Raw genomic sequence first — 22,474 nt, forward strand, 5'->3', positions numbered from 1 at the left:
TCGCGGATCAGCGGTAGTGGTCCTCATCGACCGACGAGGACGATTCTAGACTCAGGGGCTCACCGGCGAAGAAGGCGGCCACGTCCTCGACCCGGCGCGTGCGCGGCAGCGGCGGCAGCGAATCGAGGAAGGTCTTGCCGTAACTCTTGGAGATCAGGCGCGGGTCGCACAGCACCAGCACGCCGCGGTCGGTCTCGCTGCGGATCAGGCGGCCGGCGCCCTGCTTCAGCGCGATCACCGCCTGCGGCAGTTGTTCGTCGCGGAACGGGTTGCCGCCGCCGCGACGGATCGCGTCCAGGCGCGCTTCGAACACCGGGTCGTCGGGCGCGGCGAACGGCAATTTGTCGATCACCACCACGCTCAGCGCCTCGCCGGCCACGTCGACGCCTTCGCGGAAGCTCGCCGCACCGAGCAACACGCCGTTGCCGGAGGCGCGGAAGCGTTCCAGCAACACGTGGCGCGGCGCTTCGCCCTGGACGAACAAGGGCCAGGGGCCGCCGCGCAACAGTTCGGCGGCTTCGCGCAAGGCGCGGTGCGAGGCGAACAGGACGAAGGCGCGGCCGCCCGAGGCTTCGAGCACCGGCCGCAGCTTGTCGACCATGCTCTCGTTGTAATGGCGCACTACCGGATCGGGCAGCCCGGTCGGCAGATAACACAGCGCTTGCTCGGCCCAGTCGAACGGACTTGGCGCGAGCAGGGTCTTGGGCTCGACCAGGCCGAGCTTGGTCGCGTAATGCTGGAACTGGCCGCCGATCGCCAAGGTCGCCGAGGTGAACACCCACGACGCGCGAGAACGTTCGCGATGCTCGGCCAGCGGGCCGGCGACGTCGAGCGGCGTGCGGCTGAGGCGGAAACCGCGCGCGGTCAGTTCGTACCACAGCACGCTGCTGTCGGGGCCGGCGGGCGTTTGTTCTTCCTCGTCGTCGGCGGCGGCAGCGTCCGTGTCGACCGCTTCGAGCGCGACCTCCGCCAGCTGCCGGCGCGGCGGTTCGAAATCGTCGTCTTCCTCGACGACCGGCTCGGGCGGGCGCGCGACGGTCGGGCCGCGCCAGCGCCGCAGCTTGGTCTCGAAGTCCTTGGCCCGTGCGTGGCAGCTCTCGAAGCCCGGCGCGGCGGCGCGCAGCGGTTCGAGGGTGGTGCGCATGCTGCGCAGGGCCGCGGCCAGCGTATCGAACGCCGCTTCCACCTCGGGCAATTCGGCGGCGCGGCGACGGGTCGCGCGCACCGGCAACTCGTCCATGGCCGCACGCACGGTGCGCACCGCCTGTTCGAGTTCGCGCGCGGGCCCCTGCACGCTGGCGAGCGCGCCGGTGACCTGCTTGCACTCGGCCAGAGCGTCGCGGGCCAGCTCGACCAGCGGCCGCGCACTGATCGCCTCGCCGAAGAACTGCGAAGCCAAATCGGGCAGCTGATGCGCTTCGTCGACGACGAAGGCCTGCGCGCCCGGCAGGATTTCGCCGAAGCCTTCCTGCTTCAGCGCCAGGTCGGCGAGCAACAGATGATGATTGACCACGACCAGGTCGGCGGCCTGGGCGCGCTGGCGCGCCTGGATCACGAAGCAGTCGCCGAACATCGGGCAGTCGCTGCCGAGGCAGTTTTCCGCGGTCGAGGTGACCATCGGCAGCAGCGGCGAGTCTTCCGGCAAGGCGTCCAGTTCGGCCAGATCGCCCATGCGCGTGCGCCCGGCCCAGCTGACGATGCGCTGGAACTGGGCGGCGTATTCGCGGCTGGTGAAACGCGGTTCGCCCTTGGCCTGCTCGGTGCGGTATTTGCACAGATAGTTGGCGCGGCCCTTCAACAAGGCCGTCTTCAAGCCGACCCCGAGGGCGTCGCGCACCCGCGGCAGGTCGCGGTGATAGAGCTGGTCCTGCAGCGCGCGGGTGCCGGTCGAGACGATGGTCTTGAGCCCCGACAGCAGCGCCGGGACCAGGTAGGCGAAGGTCTTGCCGGTGCCGGTCCCGGCTTCGGCGAGCAGGGCCGTACGCGATTCGAAGGCATCGGCGATCGCCGCCGACAAGTCCTGCTGCGCCGAGCGCGGCGCGAACGCGGCGATGTTGCGCGCGAGGTCGCCGCCCTCGCTCAGCGCGGCACGACTGGCTACGCCAAGGCGGCTGGGTTCCATATCCGATTCAATACCGCGCTGGCGCTGCGACCGTGCAGGCGTCGATTTTAGCCTGTGCCTGCTTCTTCGCCTCGGTGAGCTGGCTGCGCTGCGGCACCAGGGCGTCGTAATGCTCCTGCCGCTGCGCCAGTTTCATCGCCGCGCCGACACCGTCCAGCTTCGCCTGCCGCACCTGGGCGATGGTCGCCCAATGACGGCGGCAAAGCGGGCCGACCTGGGAGCCGGAATCGAAGGCCTTCTGTGCGTAGCCCTCGGCATCGTCGAGACGGTGCTGCAGCAGCGCCGCCTCGGCGCGTTCCTGCAGCAGGGCCGGGTCGGCGGCGTTGATCTGCAGCGCCTGGTCGAGCGCCGCGGCGGCTTCGACGTACTTGCGTGCGCGTTCCAGTTGCGCGGCCTGCTGGCGCAGATCTTCGACTTGCGGATCGCGGATCGGTTGCACGTCGAGTTCGCGCGCGGCGCCGCCGGCGGCGGCGCGCACCGCGACGACCGCGGCCTCGCCGTTGAAATTCGCTTCGGCCAACTGCGCCGGCTGCGGCGGCGCCACCGCGCAGGCGCTCGCCAGGCAGGTCAAGACGACCAGGACGACGCCTTTGCGCCGGGCACCTCGGGGGAAGGCGCCGGTGAAATCACTGCACTTCATGACTTACTGCTCCGGGGGCGGGGAATCGGGAGACGGCGCCGGTTCGCGCGCAGGTTCTTCCTTGTCCTTGCCGATGCCGAACCACTCGCGCCAGCCGCCGCCGGAGGCTTCGCCTTCGGCCTGCGGCGCCGGGCACGGCGCGTATTCCGGCGCGAAGCCGGCCACGAACGGGAAGCGGCGCGCGCCGACGCAGCTCGCGTCGGTGGTGTGGGTGCCGATCACCGCCTGCCAGTCCAGGCCCTTGTCGGTGACCTTGAGCGGCGCGGTCGGCAAGCGCGAGAAGATCGCCGACCACACCCGCATCGCACCGGTCGCCCCGTACAGGCCGGTGGTCTGGTTCTGGTCGTTGCCGACCCAGATCACCGCCAGGTGATCGCCGGTCCAGCCGGCGAACCAGCTGTCGCGGCCGTCGTTGCTGGTACCGGTCTTGCCCGCGGGCGAGAGACGGCCGAGGCCGTCGCCGATCAACTGCCGGCCGGTGCCGTTGCTGACCGCCTGCTGCAGGGCGATGGTGATCAGGCGCGCGGCGATCGCGTCGCCTTCCTGCGCCGGGGCCGGTTCTTTGTCGTAACGCTTGACCGCCTTGCCGTCGCTGCCGAGCACGCCGCGCACCGCATGCAGCGGCTGGATTTCGCCGCCCGAGGCGAGGAACTGGTACAGCTGCGCCATCGCGTACGGGCTCTGGTCGACCGCACCGAGGATCAGCGAGGGGTTGTTCGGCGCTTCGATGCCGGCCAGGGTCTTGATCAGGTCGGCGACGCGTTCCGGCGCAACCTTCATGCCGATGCGCACCGTGGCCTGGTTATAGGACATGGCCAGCGCATCGATCATGCGCACCAGACCATGGCTGCGGCCGTCGGAGTTGCCGGGGTTCCAGTTGCGGCCGCGGCCGAGCTTGACCGTGACCGGCGAGTCGTCGACCCACGAGGCCAGGCTGAATTCGTTCGGCTGCGCCAACGCCAGCAGGTACACGAACGGCTTCAACAGCGAGCCGACCGGCCGCTGCGCTTCGACCGCGCGGTTGAAACCGTGCTCGGTGAACTCGCGGCTGCCGACCACGGCCACGACTTCGCCGTTATGCACGTCGGTGACGACCAGGCCGGCCTGCAACGGCGGGCGGCGCTTGCTGTCTAGGCTCTTGAGGGTGCGCGCGACCGCGCCTTCGGCCTGCGCCTGCGCCGACGGCGACATGCCGCTCATGACGCTGAGGCCGGCGCCGGCGAGCGCATCGGCCGGGTAGTCGCGCGCGAGTTGGCGGCGGACCAGGTCGACATACGCCGGGAAACGATTGGCGGCGACGCTGCCGGGGTTGGAGGTGATGCCGAGCGGCGTCTTCAACGCGCGCTGGTATTCCTTGTCGTCGATCAGCTGGGTCTCGTGCATCTCGCCGAGGACGAAATTGCGCCGCTCCAGCGCGCGCTCGGGATTGCGCCGCGGGTCGTAATAGGACGGGCCGCGCACGATGCCGATCAGCAACGCGATCTGTTCGGTGTTGAGATCGCGCAGGTCGCGGCCGAACCAGAACTCGGAAGCCGCGGCGACGCCGTGGATGGCCTGCGAGCCGCGCTGGCCGAGATAAACCTGGTTGAAATACGCCTCGAGGATGGTGCGCTTGTCGTAGCGCGCCTCCATCAGCAGGGCGTAGATGATTTCCTTGCCCTTGCGGGTCAGGGTCTGTTCCTGGCCGATGCCGAGCAGGCCGCTGCGCGCGAGCTGCTGGGTCAGGGTGCTGGCGCCCTGCTTGGCGCGGCCGGCGGCGACGTTCTTGAACGCCGCGCGCGCCATGCCGCTGAGGTCGATGCCCATGTGATGGGCGAAGTCGCGGTCCTCGACGGCCTGCAGGCCGGTGACCAGCAATTCGGGCACTTCCTCGATCCGCACCAGGCGGCGTTCTTCCTGCTTCTGCCCGTACAGCGTGGCGATGCGCGCCGGGTCCAGGCGCGTGGTCTTCAGCGACTTGCGCGAGGTCAGGTCGCGCAGGCTGGCGACGCGGCCGCCGGACACCACGACTTCGATACGCCGTGCCGGCACGGCGCCGTCGACATCGTTGAAACCGCGGCTGGCGACGGTGAAACGGCCGCCCTGGCGGGCATAGGTACCGGGGCGCTCGCCGCTGTCCTCGCGGTAGGAGGCGGCGTCGAGTTCGGTCTTCAGCGTGCCCGGATCCAGGGCCAGGCCCGGCGCCAGTTCGAGCGGACGCGCATAGACCCGGGTCGGAATCTGCCAGCGCAACTGACCGAAGCGCTGGCCGACCTCGTGATTGAGATAGAGCGTGTACGGAATCAGGAAACCGAGCCCCAGGCCGATCGCGGCCAGGGCCCAGGTCACCAGTCGGCGGCGCCAGGTCGGCGCATGGCCGTCGCCGTCATTACCGTCGTTGTCGAGCTCGTCTTCGTCGTAATCGATTCGGGCCACGGATATGCAACACAGGGAGTCGCGGCAAGTCTAGCGCAGGCATCCGGAGCCCGTGCCCGGGGCCCCGCGGCGGCGGCATCGGCGTTCATACCCGGTGAATGCAGGCTGAGGCCGGGGGCTGGAGGGGCCGGCGGGGTGGATGCGATGCGGTCTGGGTGGGGTGGTTCGGGGGCGGCCGGAGCTGGCGATAGCTAGGGCGCGAGGGCCGACGGGGCGGTCGAGGGGGTTTGGGCGACGGCTGGGCACGCAGGGGCTGCCGGGTCGCAGGTTGCCGGTGGTTTTTTGGCGCGAGCGATGTCGCGCCTGGACAGGAACTTCGGCCTTGTTTTTCAGCCGAGATCACGCGGCATCACCCCGTCGCGGCCTCGCAGGCCGTCGCGCAAGCCGCGCAGCATCGCGCGCAGATAGGCCGGGCGCGGTTTCAGCAACAAGGCGGTGCCGACGAATTTCAGCACCAGCCGCGGCAGGTCCTGCGCCATCCAGCGGCGCGGCACTTCGGCGCGACGGTACAGCAGCACGCGGTTGCGCATCATGTAGTACAGCCGGGTCGGGCTGTGCACCACGGTGCGATAAGGAATCAGACTGGAGACCTGGACCAGGTCGCCGATGCGGTGCTGCATGCGCGCATCGCAGATGCCGTACAGGCGATAGCCGCGATGGCGCGCGCGCGAGCTCCATTCGATGTCGACGTTGTCGATGAACAAGCCCTCGTCCATGCCGCCGACCGTGTCGAGCACGTCCAGCGGCAACAGGGTGCCCGAGGTGATCAGGAAGTCGCAGTCGACCACCTGCCCCGGCCCGCCGTAGAGCTTGCGGTTCATCGGGAAGGCGATCTGCACAAAAGGTGCGACCTCGCCGGTGCGTTCGTCGCGGAACTGCGGCCCGACCGCGGCCACCGGCCCCTGCCCGCGCAGTTGCTGCAGGTGGCGCATCAGCACGGCGACCATGTCCGGATCGACGATGCTGTCCTGGTCCATCAACAGCACCTGTCCGAACCCGGCCGCACGCGCGGCGCGCGCGGCGTGGTTGATGGCGCTGCCCAGGCCGACGTTGCGTTCGGAGCGGAACACCTCGACACCCTGCCCGCGCAGCCGCTCGAAATACGCCTCCAGCGCCTCGCCGGTGCTGGCGTTGTCGAAGATCTGCACGCGCCCGACCTGGTCCCTGACCGCGGCGATCACGCGTTCGAGCAGCTCGATCTGCGGGTGATAGGTGACGATGGCGGCGCTGACGTCGATGCGCCCCGGCTCGCCGGTCGGGTGGGTGGCGGCCATATCAGCGCAGCCCCAACAGATCGCAGACCAGGGAGCGCAGCCCGGCCGAATAACGGTGATACCGGCCCTGGCGCCATTCTTCGCGGATCAGCGGCAGGCGCCGACCGAAACCGGTCGGCATCGCCAGACGCAGGCGCAGGTGGGCCCAGCGTTCGTCGATCGCGGCGCGCTTGTCGGCGCCGACGTCGAGCTGGGCACTATCGATGTGTCGGCGCAACGAGTCGAGCTTGGCGACCATCAGCTGCATGTGTTCGCGCCGTTGCTTGCCGCCGCCGAGACGCTCGACCAGGCTGCGCCGGCGCGCGCCGATCTGGTTGCCGCCATGCTGGCGGTAATCGATCGTCGGGGCTTCGACGCAGTCGATCTCGCCGGTCGCGGCGGCAATCAAGGCCAGCCACTCGTCATGGACCCAACCGTCCGGAATCGGCAAGGCGCGGTCGAGCAAGTCGCGCCGCATCGCCATGGTCGCGCCGGTCACGATGTTGCGCCGGAGCAGCACGTCGAAGCCCCGGCCGCCGTGCACCGCGGCCAGTTCCCAAGCGGCGACCTCCAGGGTCTGGAACATGCGCTGGCCGAGATCGCGGCCCTCGCCGTCGACCAGGCGCGAGTCGCCGTGCAAGACGGTCAGCGCCGGCCGGCGGCGGAAGGATTCGAGAAAGTCCTCGATCTTGTCGGCATGCCAGACGTCGTCCTGGTCGCACAGGAACACCACGCCGGCCCCGGCGCGCTGCAGCGCCGCCTCGAAGTTGCGCAGGTAGCCGAGATTGAGCCGATTGCGCTGCAGATCGACCTCGATGCCGCGCTCGCCGGCCCGCGCCGCGAACTCGCCGAGCAAAGCCCAGGTCGCATCGGTCGAGGCATCGTCGGCGATCACGATCCGATCCGGCAGCCGCCGCTGCGAAAGCAGGCTGTCGAGCTGGGCCGGCAGATAGCGCACACCGTTGTAGGTACACAGCACCACGGTCGCGACCAAGCCCGCGGCCTCGTCGCGCGGATCGAGCATGCTCATTGCGGCACGCGCTCTGCGCGCGGGCGCTGACGCCACCGCAACGGATATCGAACGACGGCGAATGGCGTATCGAAGGGCAAGGGAGCGTCGAGGCCAGGCAGGAATCGCGGCATTATCGCTCAGGCGGTGCCGGGACGCTGTACCTAAGCCCACCCGCCACAGCGCAAATCGGAGAAAGCCGGCGCCCGCCCGCCGCGAACCACAGTGGTGCCGGCGGCCGCGGCGAGATCCTGCAGCGCCCGCCTCAGTTCGAAGCCGCTTCGGCGCTGCGCACGCGGGCGCTGAGTTCTTCGATGCCGGCGGCGCGGGGGTCGAGCGAACGGGCGGCGTCGAGCGCGCTGCGGGCGGCGCGCAGTTCGCCGGCGCCGAGGCGTTCGTCGCCGACCGCGATCCAGCGCTGGGCCAGGCGCGCGGCGGCTTCGCGCGCCGGCGCGCCGCCGCCTTCGAGGGCGCGCCGCGCATCCAGGCATTCGCCGGCGCGCGACAGGCGGTTGGCGCTGAGTTCCTTGTCGAAGCAACGCTTGGCGGCCGGCAACAGGCGCGCCGCGGCGGCGCGCACCGCCGGGTCCTGCGGCGCGATCGCCTGGGCCGCGCGCAATTTGTCGTAGGCGCTGTCGCCCGGCGGGGTCAGCAGGTCGCCGCGCTGCTCGGCGGCGGCGGCTTCGCTCAACAGGCGGCGCAGCGATTGCCGTTGCGCGGCCGGTGCCTGCTGCTCGAAGCGCTTGCGCGATTCGCGGGCGCGGTCGAGATGCTGCTGGGCCAGCGCGACCGCCGGCACCTCGATCGCCGCGCTCTCGGCGATACCGCGCGCCTGCAGCAACACGGTCTCGGCCTCGGGGACACGGAAATCCGCGGCGAGGCGCTCGCTGCGCGCGGCATAGGCGTTGGCGACCGCAGCCAGCCCGCGCCGCGCCGCGTCGTCGTCGGCATGCACAGCGAGCAGGTCGCTGTAACCGGCCAGCGCGTCGTCGAAACGCTGTCGGCGCAGCGCCAGGTCGCTTTCCCGGCGACGCCGTTCGACATGGCTTTCGAGCAGGTTCAGCGCATCCGGCAGATCGGCATGACCGGGGTCGGCGGCCTGTACGCGCTGGATGCCCGCCGCGCCGCGCGCGAGGTCGCCGTCGGTCAGCGCCTTGCGCGCCGACTGCAGCAGATCGGCGAGGGTGTCGTCGCGGCCTTCGAGGGCGTCGTTGCGTTGCGGTTGCAGCGCGAGCACGCGCAGATACAGCGGCAGGGCCGCATCGGGCGCACCGTCGAGCCGGCCCTGCGCACGTGCGGTCGCGGCATCGGCGACCAGCCGGTCGAGCCCGGCATGGGCCGCTTCGCGTTCGCGCAGCCGTCGCGCCATGGCTTCGACCTGGTCGCGCGGCGTCGCCAACTGACGCGCCATATCCAGCCGTTGTCGGGCGAAGTCGAAATGGCCGCCGTCGATCGCCTGGCCGGCCTGATCGAGCGCGACCCGGCCGACCTTGACCAGGCCTTCGCGGGCATCGCTGCGGTCGGGATCGAGGGCCAGCGCGGCCTCGAACAACTCGCGCGCGCCGTGGCCATCGGCCGAACTCAGCCGGCCTTCGGCCAAGGCCCGCGTCGCTTCTTCGCGCAGGCTTTGCGCACGCGTGTCCGGCCACAGCCATTCCGACATCGCCTGCCGCCCGAGGACCAGCGCCAGCAGTAAACCGGCAGCGACGAGGATCGCGCCACGCAGACCCCAGCGCCGGACACGCAAGCCGTTGTCGCGCTCCCGTGGCGGTGCCCGATCGAAGCGCAACGCGCTGTAATCCCCGGCCAGCGGTTCGATGCGCACGGCAGAGGTGTCGGAGGGAGACGGCGGATCGCGTTTCACCGCGACAGGATAACGCCGCCGCATGACTGCCGCGTCTTCGCGGGTGTGTGCTAACTGTCTCCGGGATCGCGCCCGCTTGGGGTAGGAGCGGCGCGAGCCGCGATCTCGCCAATAGAAACTACGACGCTATCGTCAGGCGATTACGGATCCGTTGGGTGAAGCCGGCTGGCTTTCCGCGCGGGACCGGTTTCGCAGGCACTTACCGGTTCGCGGTCGCGGCTCGCGCCGCTCCTACCCACGGCAGAGGCGGTCCCGCGCCTGCGACTCAATGCCGCTGCGCATACTCCACGCCCGGCAGTGAGGACAGCTTGCCGAGCAGGGTCGAGAGCTGGCCGTAGTCGGCCACCCGCAGACGCAGGCGCAGGCGGACCTGGGCGCTGCTGCGCTCGACGTCGCTGCGGATGCTGATCACGTGGGCATTGGCCTGGGCGATGACGTTGGTCACTTCCTTGAGCAGCCATTTGCGGTCGAGCGCCAGTACTTCGATGTCGACTTCGTAGCCGCTGCCCTTACGGCCCCACTCCACCGGCAGCACGCGCTGCGGCTGGGCCGCGGCGAGGCGGACGAAGGCGCTGCAGTCGGGACGGTGCACGCTGACGCCGCGGCCGCGGGTCAGGTAGCCGGCGATCGGCTCGCCCGGCAGCGGCTGGCAGCAACGCGAGATCTGCACCAGCAGGTTGCCGACGCCCTCGACGGTGAAATCGGTGGACTTGCCGGGGGTCTTGCGCGGCGCCGGCGGGATCGTGGTGGTCGAGGTCGGCGCGGCCGACGGTGGCGGCGCCGACAGTGCGCGCTCGTGTTCGAGCAGAGCACGGCCGATCTGGTGCGGACCGATGTCGCCCAGCGCGACCTGCACGTACAGGTCCTCGTCGTTGGCGAGGTTGAACCGGGCGCGCGCCGGGGCCAGGTCGGCGCCGAGCACGCCGAGCCGGCGCAGTTCCTTGTCGAGCAGGTCGCGCCCGGCCTGTTCGTTGCGCGAGCGGTCGAGCTTGTGGAACCAGTTGCGGACCTTTTCCCGCGAACGGTTGCTGGCCAGGAAGCCGTTCGCCGCGACCAGCCAGTCGCGGCGCGGCTCGCCGGTCTTGGCGGTCAGGATCTCGACCCGGTCGCCGCTGCGCAGCTTGTGGTCGAGCGGCACGATGCGGCCGTCGACCTTAGCGCCGCGACAGCGGTGCCCGACCTCGGTGTGCACGTGGTAGGCGAAATCCAGCGGGGTGGCGCCGGTCGGCAGGTCGATCACCTCGCCCTTCGGCGTCAGCACGTAGACCCGGTCCTCGACCAACTCGGTGTCCAGCTCGCTCGCCAGCGCGGCGTCGGCGCCGTCGCTGCCGCCTTCGCTCTTGCTGTCGAGCAGGCGCCGCATCCAGGCGATCTTGCGGTCGAACGCGGCGTCGGCGCTGTGGCTGCCGACTTCCTTGTACTTCCAGTGCGCGGCCACGCCGAGTTCGGCCTGGCGGTGCATCTCTTCGGTGCGGATCTGCACTTCCAGGGTCTTGCCCTCGGGCCCGACCACGGCGGTGTGCAGCGAACGGTAGTCGTTGCGCTTGGGCCGGGCGATGTAGTCGTCGAACTCGCTCGGGATCGGCGTCCACTGCGCGTGCACCACGCCGAGCGCGGCGTAGCACGAGGCCAGGTCCTCGACCATGACCCGCACCGCGCGCAGGTCGTAGAGCTCGCCGATCGGCACGTCCTTGCGCTGCATCTTCTTCCAGATGCTGTAGATGTGCTTGGGCCGGCCCGCGACTTCGGCCTTGAGGCCCTGCGCGGCCATCGCCTCGCGCAGGGTGCGCTTGACCTGCTCGATGTAGCGCTCGCGGTCGCCGCGTTTCTCGTCGAGCAGGCGCGCGATCTTCTGGTAGGTCTGCGGCTCCAGGTAGCGGAAGGCCAGGTCTTCCAGCTCCCACTTGAGCTGCCAGATGCCGAGCCGGTTGGCCAGCGGCGCATGAATGTCGCGGGTCAGCGCCGCCAATTCGCGGCGGGTGTCCGGCGGCAGGCGTTCGGCATGGCGCATGCGCGCCAGTTGCCGCGCCAACAGAATCGGCACCACCCGCAGGTCGCGCACGATCGCCAGCAGCAATCGGCGCAGGCCCTCGGTGCCCGAGCGCCGGCCCTGTTCGGCATGCAGCGCCCAGACCTGGCCGGCGGCGCGCTGGCCGTCGAGCAAGGCCGCCAACAGGGGATGCTCGCGTTCGAAGCCCGGCCCGAGCGCCTTCGCCCAGCCCGGGTAGGCGTGCAGGATCGCCGCCGCGACCGTGTCGCTGTCGGCATCGAGCAGGGCCAGCGCGTCCAGGGTGGCGGCGATGACGGCCGGCGAATCGAGTGCGCCCTCGCCGGCCTCCGGCCTCTGCGCAGCGGCTTCCAGCGCCTTGCGCAAGGGCCCGGCGATGATCGCCGCCGCAGGCAGAGCCAGCACGTCGGCAGGGGAATGGCGGGACTCGGCGGGAGACGCGTTCACAACGGGGGAGAAGAGGTTCGAAGCGCAAGGGACGAGCGACTACACTAGCGAGCAACCGCCCCGAGGAACAGCACGATGTCCGCGATTCACCCTTCCGCATTGCGTCCCTTGCTGATCGCCGCTGGTGTCGCGATCGCCCTGGCGCTGAGCGCGCCGGCCGCCCTCGCCCAGTCCAAGATCGAACAACAGATGAGCGCCGAACAGTTCAAGGCCGCCGGTCTCGACCAGCTCAGCCCGGAACAGCTCGCCAATCTGAACGCCTGGCTCAACCGCACCCTCGACGCCGAGACCAGCAAGGCCGTGGTCAAGGCCAAAGAAGAAACCCGCGAATTGGTCAAGCACGAGAACCGCGGTTTCCTCGGTTCGGGCTCGCGCGAAGCGGTGGTCGCCCGCCTCAACGGCAAGTTCGACGGCTACGGCCAGGGCCAGGTCTACGTGCTCGACAACGGCCAGGAATGGCGCCAGGTCGACGGCGTCGACCTGCCCGGCGTGCACCTGGATTCGCCGCAGGTGCGCATCAACCCCAGCGTGATCGGCGGCGCCTGGTTCCTCTCGGTCGACGGCTACAACACCCGCGCCAAGGTCACCCGCGTCAAGTAATGAATGCCGCCCGTGCTCCGACGCCCCACGGCGTCGGCGCGCGGGCGTTCTCCTTCACCGTTTCGCCGCTGCCCCGTCCGGAGTCCGACATGCGTGTGCTGTCCTCGTTGACCGTTGCCGTCCTGCTCGCGATCGCGCCCGCCGCGTCCGCCGCCGAGCGTCCCTATATCGCGGTCGAACAACGCTTCAATGCCGAACAGATGAAGGCCACCGGGCTCGACACCCTGTCGCCGCAGCAACTGGCCCTGCTCAACGAACTGTTGTCGCAGGAGCAGACTGCGGCCGTCGCCGAGGCCACCAAGGCGGTGCGTTCGGAACGCAAGGGGCTGCTCGACCGCGGCGACGTGGAACCGGTGCACAGCGCGCTCAAGGGCGAGTTCCGCGGCTGGTCGATCGGCACCGTGTTCGAACTCGAAAACGGCCAGCGCTGGCGGGTGACCGAAGGCTCGCTGTTCCTCGGCAAGCCGGTGCCACCGCCGAAGGTCACCATCAAGCCCGGTCTGATGGGCGGCTGGTTCCTGGAAGTCGAAGGGCAGACGCCGAAGGCCAAGGTCCGCCGCCTCGACTGAGCGCGGCGCGCCCGAAGGCGCGCTTCTGCCAACGGCTCAAGCGCGCAGCGACGCCAGTCGTTGCGCGAGCTTCTTCGGCGACACGCCGCCGCGCACGCCCAACTCCTGGGCGAACAGCGACACCCGCAGCTCCTCGATCTCCCAACGCAGCGCCTGCCAGCCGGCAGCCTCGGCCCGGCCGGCGGCATTCGCGGCATCGAAGGCCTCGACGAAGGGCTTGAGCTCGAGCATCCGCGCCTGGTCGCGCACCGGATCGCGCAAGGCGCGCTCGCTGCGCACCGCCAAGGCCTTCAGATAGCGTGGGTACTCCGCCAAGGCCGCGGTGGCGACATTGCGCAGGAAGCCGGGCGGTGTCAGCCGCGCGAGCTGCGCACGCATGTCGTCGAGGTTGCCGCTGGCCCAGCCCATCAACGACGACTCCAGGCGCGAACGCACCTCGGCGACCGCGCTCAGGATGGCTTCGGCCTGGGCCAGGCGTTCGGTCGCCTCCGGGAACAGCTTGCGCGCGACCGCCTCGCGACGGGCCTCGAAGGCCGCCGCATCGCGCACCGCGATCAGTTCGGCATCGTCGCCGAGCAGGGACTGCAGGGCGCCGTCGACCAGATCCTCGCGCAGCCGGTCGCTGTCGCGCAGGCCGTTCTGGCGCGGCGCGGCCGATTCGATCGCCGCGTACAACAAGCCGGTCTTGGCCTGCACCGGCAGTTGCTTGCGCGCCTGCTTGAGCTTGTCGGCCATCGCCAGTGCCAGCAGGCGCCGCACCCCGCCCGGATGCGCCCGCAACGCGGCCTCGCGCTCGGCGTGCACACGTAACGAGACCGTGTCGCCGTCGTCGTGCAGGGCCGGAAACGCCGGCACGCCGGCCGCGCCCGGCACCGACATCGGGATCGCCTGCTCCGGGAACGCGGTCAGGCCACGCTGGCCGAGGCCGTCGGCGGCGCGCGCGGCGAAGGCACGCGCCGCACGCTCGCCGAAGCGCGCGCGCAGCTCATCGAGATCGCGCGACTCCGCCAGCACCACCGCGGCCTGGGCCTTGCCGGCGCCCTTGTCGGCACGCGCATCGGCGAGCTCGAGCAGACGCAGGTTCATGCGCAGATGCGGCTCGATCGAAGCCGGATCGAAATCCGTCGCCGCCACCTCGACCCCGGTCAGCTTGCGCAGGAAACGCGCGAGCGTGCCGACCAGGTCGTCGGCCTCGGGTTTGGCGTGCGCCTCATGGAAGGCCTTGGCGAAATCCGGCGCCGGCACGAAGTTGCGGCGCAGGATCTTCGGCAGGCTCTTGATCAGGGCCGCGGCCTTGTCGGCGACGAACCCCGGCGCCAGCCACGACAGCTGCGCCGGGTCGAGTGCGTTGAGCAGGTGCAACGGCACCGCCAGGGTCATGCCGTCGTCGGCCGCGCCCGGCTCGAAGCGATAGCTCACCGCCAGCCGCGCATTGCCGAGCTGCAGATACGGCGGGAACCGCGCGGCCTCGCTTTCGCCGCCGATCATCAGATCGGCGTTCGACCATTCCAGCTTGGCTTTTTCCCCCGCCGGCAGCTTGTGGTACCAGGCATCCAGCGCCTGCACGTTGTGGACCTGCGCCGGCAGGCGGTCGAGGTACCACTGCGCCATCCATTCCTCGTCGACCACCAGGCCGGCGCGGCGTTGCTTGGCTTCTTCGTCGTGGGCCTTGGCCAGGGTGGCGAGGTTGCGCGCCAGGAACGCGGAGCGGGTGTTGATCTCGCCGGTCACCAGGGCGTCGCGGGCGAAGATCGCGCGGCTTTCCTCCGGGTACAGCGCGCCGTAATGGATCGGCCGCTTCGGCGCGAGCACCAGGCCGAACAGACTGATCTGTTCGCTGCCGACCACCCGCCCTTGCGAGCGCGCCCAGCGCGGGTCGTGATGGCGCCGCGCGAGCAGATGCGGCAGTTCCTGGATCGCCCAGTCCGGCTCGATCGTGGCGTTGGTCATCGACCACACCCGCTCGGTGTCGAGCAGGGTCGCCGACAACACCCACGGCGGCGGCTTCTTGGCCAGCGGGGAGCCGGGGAACAACTGGAACTTGCGCCCGCGCGGGCCGTCGTAGAAACCGCGGTCGGCGCGGAAACCGATCTGGGTCGGCAGGCCGGCGATCAGGGCGCGGTGCAGTCTGGCGTAGCCCTCGGAACTCGGGACCGGCGACTCGGGATTCGTAGAAGCCGCGGCACCAGGCTGATCGAGTCCCGAGTTCCGAGTCCCAAGCCCCGTCTCCTCGCACACGAGCTTCAACTGCCGGTGCAGCTCGCGCCACTCGCGCATGCGCAGGAAGCCGAGGAAATGCTTCTCGCACCAGCTGCGCAGCTTGGATTGGGTCAGCTCTTCGTGGGCGCCCTGGTAGGCGTCCCACAATTTAAGGATGCCGACGAACTCCGAACGCGGGTCGGCGAACTCGGCATGCGCATTGTCGGCGGCCGCGCGCTGATCGGACGGACGCTCGCGCGGGTCCTGGATGCCGAGGAAGGCGGCGATCGCGATCATCTCGCGCAGGCAGCCGTGGGCATTGGCCGCCACCAACATGCGCGCGAGTTTCACGTCGACCGGCAAGCGCGCCATGGTCCGGCCGGTGGCGGTGAGCTTCTTGTCCTCGCCGACCGCGCCGAGCTCCGACAGCTGTTGCCAGCCGTCGGCGATGGCTCGGCCGTCCGGCGGTTCCAGGAACGGAAAGTCCTCGATATGTCCGAGGCCCAGCGACAGCATGCGCAGGATCACCCCGGCCAGGGCGGCGCGGCGGATTTCCGGGTCGGTGTAGCGCGGCCGCGACTCGAAATCGGCTTCGCTGTAGAGGCGGTAGCAGGTGCCTTCGCTGATGCGGCCGCAACGGCCCTTGCGCTGGTCGGCGCTGGCTTGCGAGACCGGTTCGATGTGCAAGCGGTCGAGCTTGCCGCGCGGGCTGTAGCGCTTGACCCGGGCCAGGCCCGGGTCGACCACGTAGCGGATCCGCGGCACCGTCAGCGAGGTCTCGGCGACGTTGGTGGCGAGCACGATGCGGCGCTTCGGCCCGGGGTTGAACACCCGGTCCTGGTCGCGCACCGACAGCCGCGCGTACAACGGCAGCACCTCGGTCTCGCGGTACTTGCGCCGCTCCAGCGCCTGGTGGGCGTCGCGGATTTCGCGCTCGCCGGACAGGAAGATCAGCACGTCGCCGCGCGGATCCTCGCGGGTGATTTCGTCGCAGGCCGCGACGATGCCGTCGTTGACGCTGCGTTCGCCCTGGCGGGCCTCGCGCACGCGGCCGTCGGCCTGGCTCTCGCCCTCGCCTTCCAGCGGCCGGTAGCGCACCGTCACCGGATAGCCGCGGCCCTCCACGCTGACCACCGGCGCACCGTCGAAATGCGCGGCGAAGCGCTCGGTGTCGATGGTCGCCGAGGTCACGATGATCTTCAGGTCGGGCCGCTTCTTCAGCAGTTGCTTCAGATAGCCGAGCAGGAAATCGATGTTGAGGCTGCGTTCGTGGGCCTCGTCGATCAGGATCGTGTCGTAGGCCGACAGCCAGCGGTCGGACTGGATCTCCGCCAGCAGAATGCCGTCGGTCATGAACTTGATCGCGGTGCGCTCGCCGACGTTGTCGTTGAAGCGGACCTGGTAGCCGACCGTCTCGCCGAGCGGCGTCTGCAATTCCTCGGCCACGCGCCGGGCCACCGCGCGCGCGGCGATGCGGCGCGGCTGGGTGCAGCCGATCATGCCGGCGGCGCCGCGCCCGGCGGCCAGGCACAGCTTCGGCAACTGGGTGGTCTTGCCCGAGCCGGTCTCGCCGGCGATCACCACCACCGGATGCTTGCGGATCAACTCGACGATGCGCTCGGCTTCGGCCGCGATCGGCAAACCCGGGTCGACCGGCGCGCGCGGCAGCGAGGCCGCCCGCGCTTCGCGCTGCGCCACCGATGCCGCCAGGGCCTGCGCGAATGCAGCGCGCGCGCGCTCGTCGCCGGGCTTGCCGCTCCAGCGCGACCACAGGCCGTGCAAGCGACCGCGGTCGCGGCTCAAGGCGCCATCGATCGCATGCCGCGCCTGTCGTAACGCGGCACTAGCATTCTCGTGGCTAGACTGATTGGAATCGGTACTCTTCATCGATAGATCGTTCGTATCGCAACGCTAGGCACAAACCATTTCACTTCGCGGCCGACTGCGCCTATTGTCGCCGCATTGTTCAAAAAACCCCCGATCGAAACCGTTCGATCGCCCGCATCGGAGAAGGAGTCGCACATGGCCAAGCCCAACAAGCCCGCCAAGACCAGCAAAACGGACAAGACCAAATCGGACAAGGTGTCGGTCGCCCCGGCCGCGTCGCCGTCGGCCGCCGACAGCGCACCCTCGATCGATATCGGGATCTCGTCGGGCGATCGCAAGAAGATCGCCGAAGGTCTGTCGCGCTTCCTGGCCGACAGCTACACCCTGTACCTGAAGACCCACAACTTCCATTGGAACGTGACGGGCCCGATGTTCAACGCCCTGCACGTCATGTTCGAAACCCAGTACACCGAGCAGTGGACCGCGCTGGACGACATCGCCGAGCGCATCCGCGCGCTGGGCTTCAACGCACCGGGTTCCTACGCCGAATTCGTCAAGCTGTCCTCGATCACCGAAGAGCCGGGCCTGACCGACAGCGCCGACTGGCGCGAGATGGTCCGCCAGCTCGTGGTCGGCAACGAAGCCGTGTGCCGCACCGCGCGCAAGGTACTCGACCAGGCCGACGACGTCGACGACGCGCCGACCGAAGACCTGCTGACCCAGCGTCTGCAGACCCACGAGAAGTATGCGTGGATGCTGCGTTCGCTGCTGCAGTAAACCGTTGAAGGCAGGCCGGCGCGGAGCGTCCGTGCCGGCCCGCCGCGCTGTACCAAACCCCTCTTCCGCCCCGCGGGAGAGGGGTTTTTCATTACCTGGCGTCGACCTTAGCGCCGGTTCTCACCGCCGCCCGCCGCCGTCCCAGCCCAGCGCGTCGGCCTGCGCCTGCGCCAGCAACCAGTCGCGGAAGGCGCGGATCTTGGCGCTGCCGCGGCGCACCTCGGGATAGGCCAGCCAGTAGTCGCGCTCGTCGCGCAGCACCAGTTCGAACGGCTGCACCAACCGCCCCGAGGCGAGTTCGCTGCGGAAGAACAGCGGCGAGGTGATCGCCACGCCGTGCCCGGCGATCGCCGCGGTCACTTCGTATTGCTCGACCCCCAGTTCGACCCCGGGCCGGGCCGACAGATCGGCATCGCCGACGCCCGCTGCTTCCAACCAACTGCGCCACCAGCGTTCGCGACCGATCCGCGGCAGGGTCAACAGATCCGCCGGCGTCCGCAGCGCGCCGCTTTCGATCAGGTCCGGGCTGCACAGCGGCGTGAACAGACCCGGCAACAGGAAATGCGCGCTTAATCCTGACCATTCGCCGCGGCCGTTGCGGATGCCGACGTCGAACTCGCCCTGGGCCAGGTCGACCAGGGGCACGCCGGTGTCCAGGCGCACCGCCAACCGCGGATGCGCCAGCTGAAACCCGCCCAGGCGCGGCACCAGCCAATTGGCGCCGATGGTCGGCAGCGAGGTGATCGCCAGTTCGGCTTCGGAGCGCGCCTGGCTTTGGGCGAAGGCCGAACGCAGCGCCTGGAAGCTGTCGAGCACCGTCGGCGCCAACCGCTCGCCGGCCCGGGTCAGCACCACCTTGCGCGGCAAGCGCTGGAACAACACCAGGCCCAGCCGCTGTTCCAGGCGCTTGATCTGGTAACTGACCGCAGCCTGGGTCATGTCCAGCTCCTCGGCGGCGCGGGTGAAGCTCTGCAGGCGCGCGGCGGCCTCGAAGGCGCGGATCGCGCTGAGCGGCGGCAATGTCGATATATCCATAATCTGACCTTATGTATCTGTCGCGATTTTCGCGTTGTCGGCCGCCCCACCCGCTCCTAGCCTAGTCCGAAACCCACGCCGGGCAGCGCCCGGACCGGTCGCCACCGCCCGCGGCAGGACTATCTGCCAAAAGCCGAGCTTGGGCAAACAGGTCTCGCCTCTCTCTCCGGAGCACCGCCATGCAACGTCGATTCACGCTCGTGCTTTCGCTGGCTCTGATGGGCCTTATCCCGGCCGAGGCCGGGGCCGGCTCCGCGGCCGACCCGGCCGCCGTCGTCGCCGCCGACTTCGACGCGCTCAACCGCAACGACCTGGAAGCCTTTCTCGCCCTGTACGCCCCGCAGGCGCAGATCTTCGGCCTGCCCGCCGACCCGCACGCCCTGGTCGGCAGGCGCCTGGAACAGATGTACGGCGCCGAGCGCCTGCGCGCGCATTTCGCCAAGGCCATGGCGCAACCCGACACCCCGCATATCGAGCAGACCCGCACGGTCGCGCTCGGCGAACTGGTGGTATCCCGGGTCCACATCGCCGACCCCAAGCGCGCCGAGCCGCAGGTCCTGATGGTGGTGTACCGGGTCCGCGACGGCCTGATCGAAGACCTGTGGCACGTCGGCAAGGAAACCGCCGACAACCGGCCGCAGGCTGCCGGCGCCGTGGCCACCGCGCGTGCGCTGGTCGAGGCCAACAACCGCGCCGACGCCGAACGCTTCCTCGCCCTGTTCGCCGCCGATGCCCGCCACTTCCGCCGCGCCGAAGACCCGCACCAACTGGCCGACCTGCCCTCGCGCGCCGTCGTCGACGAGGCCAGCCGCGCCAAGACCTATCGGGCGCTTTATGCGGACGGCCCCTCGGTGCAAGTCGACCTGCTCGATGCCTTCGCCGTCGGCGACCTGGTCGTGACCCACGAGCGCATCCGCACCCGCGGCACCCCGGCCGCCGCCGGTGAGACCTACGAGATGTTGGCGATCCTGCGCGTCCGCGACGGTCGCGTCCTCGACCTGTGGCCTCTGCAGAAAATCGCCCGCCCCGCCGATGCGGTCGTCTCGGCCGCCGCCGGGGCGCGGCCATGAAGCGGATGCCAATCCTGCTGATCGCACTGTCGGCGCTATCGGCGGGCGCCGCCGTCGCCGCCATCGTCGCCGCCGACGACGCCCAGGAAGTCGTGGTCCGCCGCTACGTCCAGGCCTGGAACGACGCCGACGCCGAGGCTTTCCTGGCCCAGGCCACCGCCGATGCCGGCGCCTGGCGCCGCGGCGACGACGAACCCCTGCCCGGCCAGCCCCTCATCGCCGAGGCCACGCCGCAGGCGCGTTCGCGCTATTACCGCGCCGCCTTCGCCAAGCGCCCGCATCCGCGGGTCGAGATCCTGGGCCTGCAATCGCTGGACGACATGGTGGTGGCGCGCGAACGCGTCACCGGCACCGCCGACGGCAAGACCGTCGACGGGTTGACGATTTATCAGGTCCGTAACGACAAGATCTGCAACGTCTGGCACATCAAGCGGCGCTCGCGCTGAGCCGCGGCCCTGGCGCGCCACGACGGCGACCGCGTTTCAGCGGCGCTCGCGGCCTCGTCGCGACCGCCTGCGACGCCGCGCCGCTAGACTAGGCGCATGCAGCAGCCCGCACTCGAACTCCTCCATCGCGTTTTCGGCCATACCGCGTTCCGCGGCGAACAAGCCCAAATCGTCCAACACGTGATCGACGGCGGCGACGCCCTGGTACTGATGCCGACCGGCGGCGGCAAGTCGCTGTGCTATCAGATCCCGTCCTTGCTGCGCGATGGCTGCGGCCTGGTCATTTCGCCGCTGATCGCACTGATGCAGGACCAGGTCGAGGCGATGCGCCAGCTCGGCGTGCGCGCGGCCTACCTCAACTCCACCCTCGACGCCGCCGAAGCCGCGGCGGTCGAGCGGCAGTTGCTCGACGGCGAACTCGACCTGCTGTACGTCGCTCCCGAGCGCCTGCTGAGCCCGCGTTGCCTGTCGCTGATCGACCGCGCGCGCATCTCGCTGTTCGCGATCGACGAGGCCCACTGCGTATCGCAATGGGGCCACGACTTCCGCCCCGAATACCGCGAACTGACCATCCTTCACGAGCGTTGGCCGGACATCCCGCGCATCGCCCTGACCGCGACCGCCGACGCGCCGACCCAGCGCGAGATCGCCGAACGCCTGAACCTGGAAGACGCGCGCCGCTTCGTCAGTTCCTTCGACCGGCCGAACCTGCGCTACCGCGTCGTCCACAAAGACAACGGCACCCGCCAGCTGCTCGATTTCCTCAGCGCGCATCGCGGCGACAGCGGCATCGTCTACGCCTTCTCGCGCAAGCGCGTGGAATCGATCGCCGAGCAACTGGTCGCCGCCGGCATCCGCGCCCTGCCCTACCACGCCGGCATGGACGCCTCGCTGCGCGCCGGCAACCAGCGCCGTTTCCTGCAGGAAGACGGCGTGGTCATGGTCGCCACCATCGCCTTCGGCATGGGCATCGACAAACCCGACGTGCGTTTCGTCGCCCACGTCGACCTGCCCAAGTCGATCGAGGGGTATTACCAGGAAACCGGCCGCGCCGGCCGCGACGGCGAACCGGCCGAGGCCTGGCTGTGCTACGGCCTCGGCGATGTGGTCAACCTGCGCCAGCTGATCCAGCAAGGCGAGGCCGGCGAAGAACGCAAGCGACTGGAACTGCGCAAACTCGATTCCCTGCTGGGGTTCTGCGAATCCACCGAATGCCGGCGCAAGAGCCTGCTGGGGTGGTTCGGCGAACCGCACCCGGGCGGCTGCGGCAATTGCGACAACTGCCTGGAGCCACCGCAAAGCTGGGACGGCACCGAGGCCGCACGCAAGGCGCTGTCCTGCGTCTACCGCACCGGCCAACGCTTCGGCGCCGGCCACGTCATCGACGTATTGCGCGGCGCGCAGACCGAGAAGATCACCCGCTTCAATCACGAACAGCTCAGCACCTTCGGCATCGGCAGCGACCTCGACGCCAAGCAATGGAGCAGCGTATTCCGCCAGTTGGTGGCCGGCGGGCTGCTCGAAGCCGACATCGAGCGCCATGGCGCCCTGCGCCTGACCGCCGACAGCGGCCCGGTGCTGCGCGGCGAACGCAGCCTGCGCTTCCGCACCGAGGCACCGAAGGCCGCAGGCGGCGCGCGCAAGTCCCGCGGCGGTGCGAGCGCGGCGCCGATGATCGACCTCGACCCGGAATCGCTGGTGCGTTTCAACGCCCTGCGTGAGTGGCGTTCGACAACGGCGCGCGAGCAGAACGTCCCGGCCTATGTGATCTTCCACGACAGCACCTTGCGCGCGATCGCCGAGCATGCGCCGGACGATCTCGACGAATTGGCGCGTATTCCCGGGATCGGGGCCAGCAAGTTGGATCGCTATGGCGAGGCGGTGTTGCAGCATTTGTTCGATCAAGGGTGAGGGTTGCGCTGGGCGGCTTGGGGCACGTCCTTGCTTCGTCGCTTCGGTAGGGTTCATGTAGGAGCGACGTGAGTCGCGACCGCTGGACGCGCAGCCATCGCAACGCCGATGACGCCCATAGAAGCGACAAGCTTTCGCAGGGGCAAGAGCGGCGTCCTACTGGATTTACTTCGGTCACAAGCCGCGACCGCGCCGTAATGGTCTTGCGGCGCATCCATCAAGCAATACCAAGATCAAACGCCAAAAGCTTCCGCCACTAAAGCGGCGGGTTACTTTCTTTTG

At 69.7% G+C, this 22,474-nt stretch carries 15 protein-coding genes; 6 read left to right on the forward strand and 9 right to left on the reverse strand.

Annotation, left to right across the window (positions count from 1 at the left end):
• Positions 1-7: 7 nt before the first annotated feature.
• The 7 genes from EX88_RS0115295 to EX88_RS0115325 all read right to left on the reverse strand — a co-directional run bounded on the left by EX88_RS0115295 (position 8) and on the right by EX88_RS0115325 (position 11,713).
• Positions 8-2,122, reverse strand: coding sequence for an ATP-dependent DNA helicase (locus tag EX88_RS0115295; protein WP_031372863.1), 2,115 nt, complete (start codon positions 2,120-2,122; stop codon positions 8-10).
• A 7-nt stretch (positions 2,123-2,129) separates the two neighbouring features.
• A complete protein-coding gene (locus EX88_RS23840) occupies positions 2,130-2,762 on the reverse strand; it encodes a hypothetical protein (protein ID WP_051885162.1) in 633 nt (210 codons plus the stop codon).
• A 3-nt stretch (positions 2,763-2,765) separates the two neighbouring features.
• Entirely contained in the window at positions 2,766-5,168 is a 2,403-nt protein-coding gene (gene mrcB, locus EX88_RS0115305; protein ID WP_036149093.1) for a penicillin-binding protein 1B, read from the reverse strand.
• A 338-nt stretch (positions 5,169-5,506) separates the two neighbouring features.
• A complete protein-coding gene (locus EX88_RS0115310; RefSeq protein ID WP_051885163.1) occupies positions 5,507-6,451 on the reverse strand; it encodes a glycosyltransferase family 2 protein in 945 nt (314 codons plus the stop codon).
• Between the two features lies 1 nt (position 6,452).
• A complete protein-coding gene (locus EX88_RS0115315) occupies positions 6,453-7,460 on the reverse strand; it encodes a glycosyltransferase family 2 protein (RefSeq protein WP_223620272.1) in 1,008 nt (335 codons plus the stop codon).
• A 244-nt stretch (positions 7,461-7,704) separates the two neighbouring features.
• Positions 7,705-9,264: a hypothetical protein gene (locus EX88_RS0115320; protein ID WP_051885164.1), complete on the reverse strand. Its 1,560-nt coding sequence runs from the start codon at positions 9,262-9,264 to the stop codon at positions 7,705-7,707.
• Between the two features lie 304 nt (positions 9,265-9,568).
• On the reverse strand, positions 9,569-11,713 hold the full coding sequence (locus EX88_RS0115325) for a RelA/SpoT family protein (RefSeq protein WP_152566295.1): 2,145 nt from the start codon (positions 11,711-11,713) through the stop codon (positions 9,569-9,571).
• A gap of 120 nt (positions 11,714-11,833) precedes the next feature.
• Here EX88_RS0115325 and EX88_RS0115335 point away from each other — a divergent pair, with 120 nt between their 5' ends.
• Both EX88_RS0115335 and EX88_RS0115340 read left to right on the forward strand, forming a co-directional pair.
• Positions 11,834-12,358, forward strand: coding sequence for a hypothetical protein (locus EX88_RS0115335; RefSeq protein WP_031372870.1), 525 nt, complete (start codon positions 11,834-11,836; stop codon positions 12,356-12,358).
• An 89-nt stretch (positions 12,359-12,447) separates the two neighbouring features.
• The gene (locus EX88_RS0115340) at positions 12,448-12,927 is read left to right on the forward strand and encodes a hypothetical protein (protein ID WP_031372871.1); all 480 of its coding nucleotides are present in this window, start codon (positions 12,448-12,450) and stop codon (positions 12,925-12,927) included.
• Between the two features lie 36 nt (positions 12,928-12,963).
• Here the strand turns inward: EX88_RS0115340 and hrpA are convergent, their stop codons facing one another.
• The gene (gene hrpA, locus EX88_RS0115345; RefSeq protein ID WP_031372872.1) at positions 12,964-17,013 is read right to left on the reverse strand and encodes an ATP-dependent RNA helicase HrpA; all 4,050 of its coding nucleotides are present in this window, start codon (positions 17,011-17,013) and stop codon (positions 12,964-12,966) included.
• Between the two features lie 135 nt (positions 17,014-17,148).
• On the opposite strand from hrpA, the gene EX88_RS0115350 reads away from it, so the two are divergent.
• The gene (locus tag EX88_RS0115350) at positions 17,149-17,730 is read left to right on the forward strand and encodes a Dps family protein (protein WP_036149088.1); all 582 of its coding nucleotides are present in this window, start codon (positions 17,149-17,151) and stop codon (positions 17,728-17,730) included.
• 120 nt (positions 17,731-17,850) lie between these two features.
• On the opposite strand, the gene EX88_RS0115355 is transcribed toward EX88_RS0115350, so the two are convergent.
• Positions 17,851-18,765, reverse strand: coding sequence for a LysR substrate-binding domain-containing protein (locus EX88_RS0115355; protein WP_031372874.1), 915 nt, complete (start codon positions 18,763-18,765; stop codon positions 17,851-17,853).
• A gap of 179 nt (positions 18,766-18,944) precedes the next feature.
• Between EX88_RS0115355 and EX88_RS0115360 the strand changes: the two genes are divergently transcribed.
• From EX88_RS0115360 to recQ, 3 genes are all read left to right on the forward strand, one after another.
• On the forward strand, positions 18,945-19,835 hold the full coding sequence (locus tag EX88_RS0115360; protein WP_081931050.1) for a nuclear transport factor 2 family protein: 891 nt from the start codon (positions 18,945-18,947) through the stop codon (positions 19,833-19,835).
• Complete coding sequence (locus EX88_RS0115365) at positions 19,832-20,281, forward strand: nuclear transport factor 2 family protein (RefSeq protein ID WP_031372876.1); 450 nt, start codon at positions 19,832-19,834, stop codon at positions 20,279-20,281. The genes EX88_RS0115360 and EX88_RS0115365 overlap by 4 nt, the downstream gene beginning before the upstream one ends.
• A 96-nt stretch (positions 20,282-20,377) precedes the next feature.
• Positions 20,378-22,192, forward strand: a complete 1,815-nt coding sequence (recQ, locus tag EX88_RS0115370; protein ID WP_031372877.1) for a DNA helicase RecQ — start codon at positions 20,378-20,380, stop codon at positions 22,190-22,192.
• The last annotated feature ends 282 nt before the right edge of the window (positions 22,193-22,474 follow it).

Source organism: Lysobacter antibioticus (genome assembly GCF_000731095.1).
Lineage (GTDB): Bacteria > Pseudomonadota > Gammaproteobacteria > Xanthomonadales > Xanthomonadaceae > Lysobacter > Lysobacter antibioticus_B.

Coding starts and splice junctions, on each gene's coding strand:
- EX88_RS0115355 (WP_031372874.1), bottom strand. CDS start 18,765: ATGGATATATCGACATTGCCGCCGCTCAGCGCGATCCGCGCCTTCGAG.
- EX88_RS0115365 (WP_031372876.1), top strand. CDS start 19,832: ATGAAGCGGATGCCAATCCTGCTGATCGCACTGTCGGCGCTATCGGCG.
- EX88_RS0115310 (WP_051885163.1), bottom strand. CDS start 6,451: ATGGCCGCCACCCACCCGACCGGCGAGCCGGGGCGCATCGACGTCAGC.
- EX88_RS0115350 (WP_036149088.1), top strand. CDS start 17,149: ATGGCCAAGCCCAACAAGCCCGCCAAGACCAGCAAAACGGACAAGACC.
- EX88_RS0115335 (WP_031372870.1), top strand. CDS start 11,834: ATGTCCGCGATTCACCCTTCCGCATTGCGTCCCTTGCTGATCGCCGCT.
- EX88_RS0115360 (WP_081931050.1), top strand. CDS start 18,945: ATGCAACGTCGATTCACGCTCGTGCTTTCGCTGGCTCTGATGGGCCTT.
- EX88_RS23840 (WP_051885162.1), bottom strand. CDS start 2,762: ATGAAGTGCAGTGATTTCACCGGCGCCTTCCCCCGAGGTGCCCGGCGC.
- recQ (WP_031372877.1), top strand. CDS start 20,378: ATGCAGCAGCCCGCACTCGAACTCCTCCATCGCGTTTTCGGCCATACC.
- EX88_RS0115295 (WP_031372863.1), bottom strand. CDS start 2,122: ATGGAACCCAGCCGCCTTGGCGTAGCCAGTCGTGCCGCGCTGAGCGAG.
- hrpA (WP_031372872.1), bottom strand. CDS start 17,013: ATGAAGAGTACCGATTCCAATCAGTCTAGCCACGAGAATGCTAGTGCC.
- EX88_RS0115340 (WP_031372871.1), top strand. CDS start 12,448: ATGCGTGTGCTGTCCTCGTTGACCGTTGCCGTCCTGCTCGCGATCGCG.
- EX88_RS0115315 (WP_223620272.1), bottom strand. CDS start 7,460: ATGAGCATGCTCGATCCGCGCGACGAGGCCGCGGGCTTGGTCGCGACC.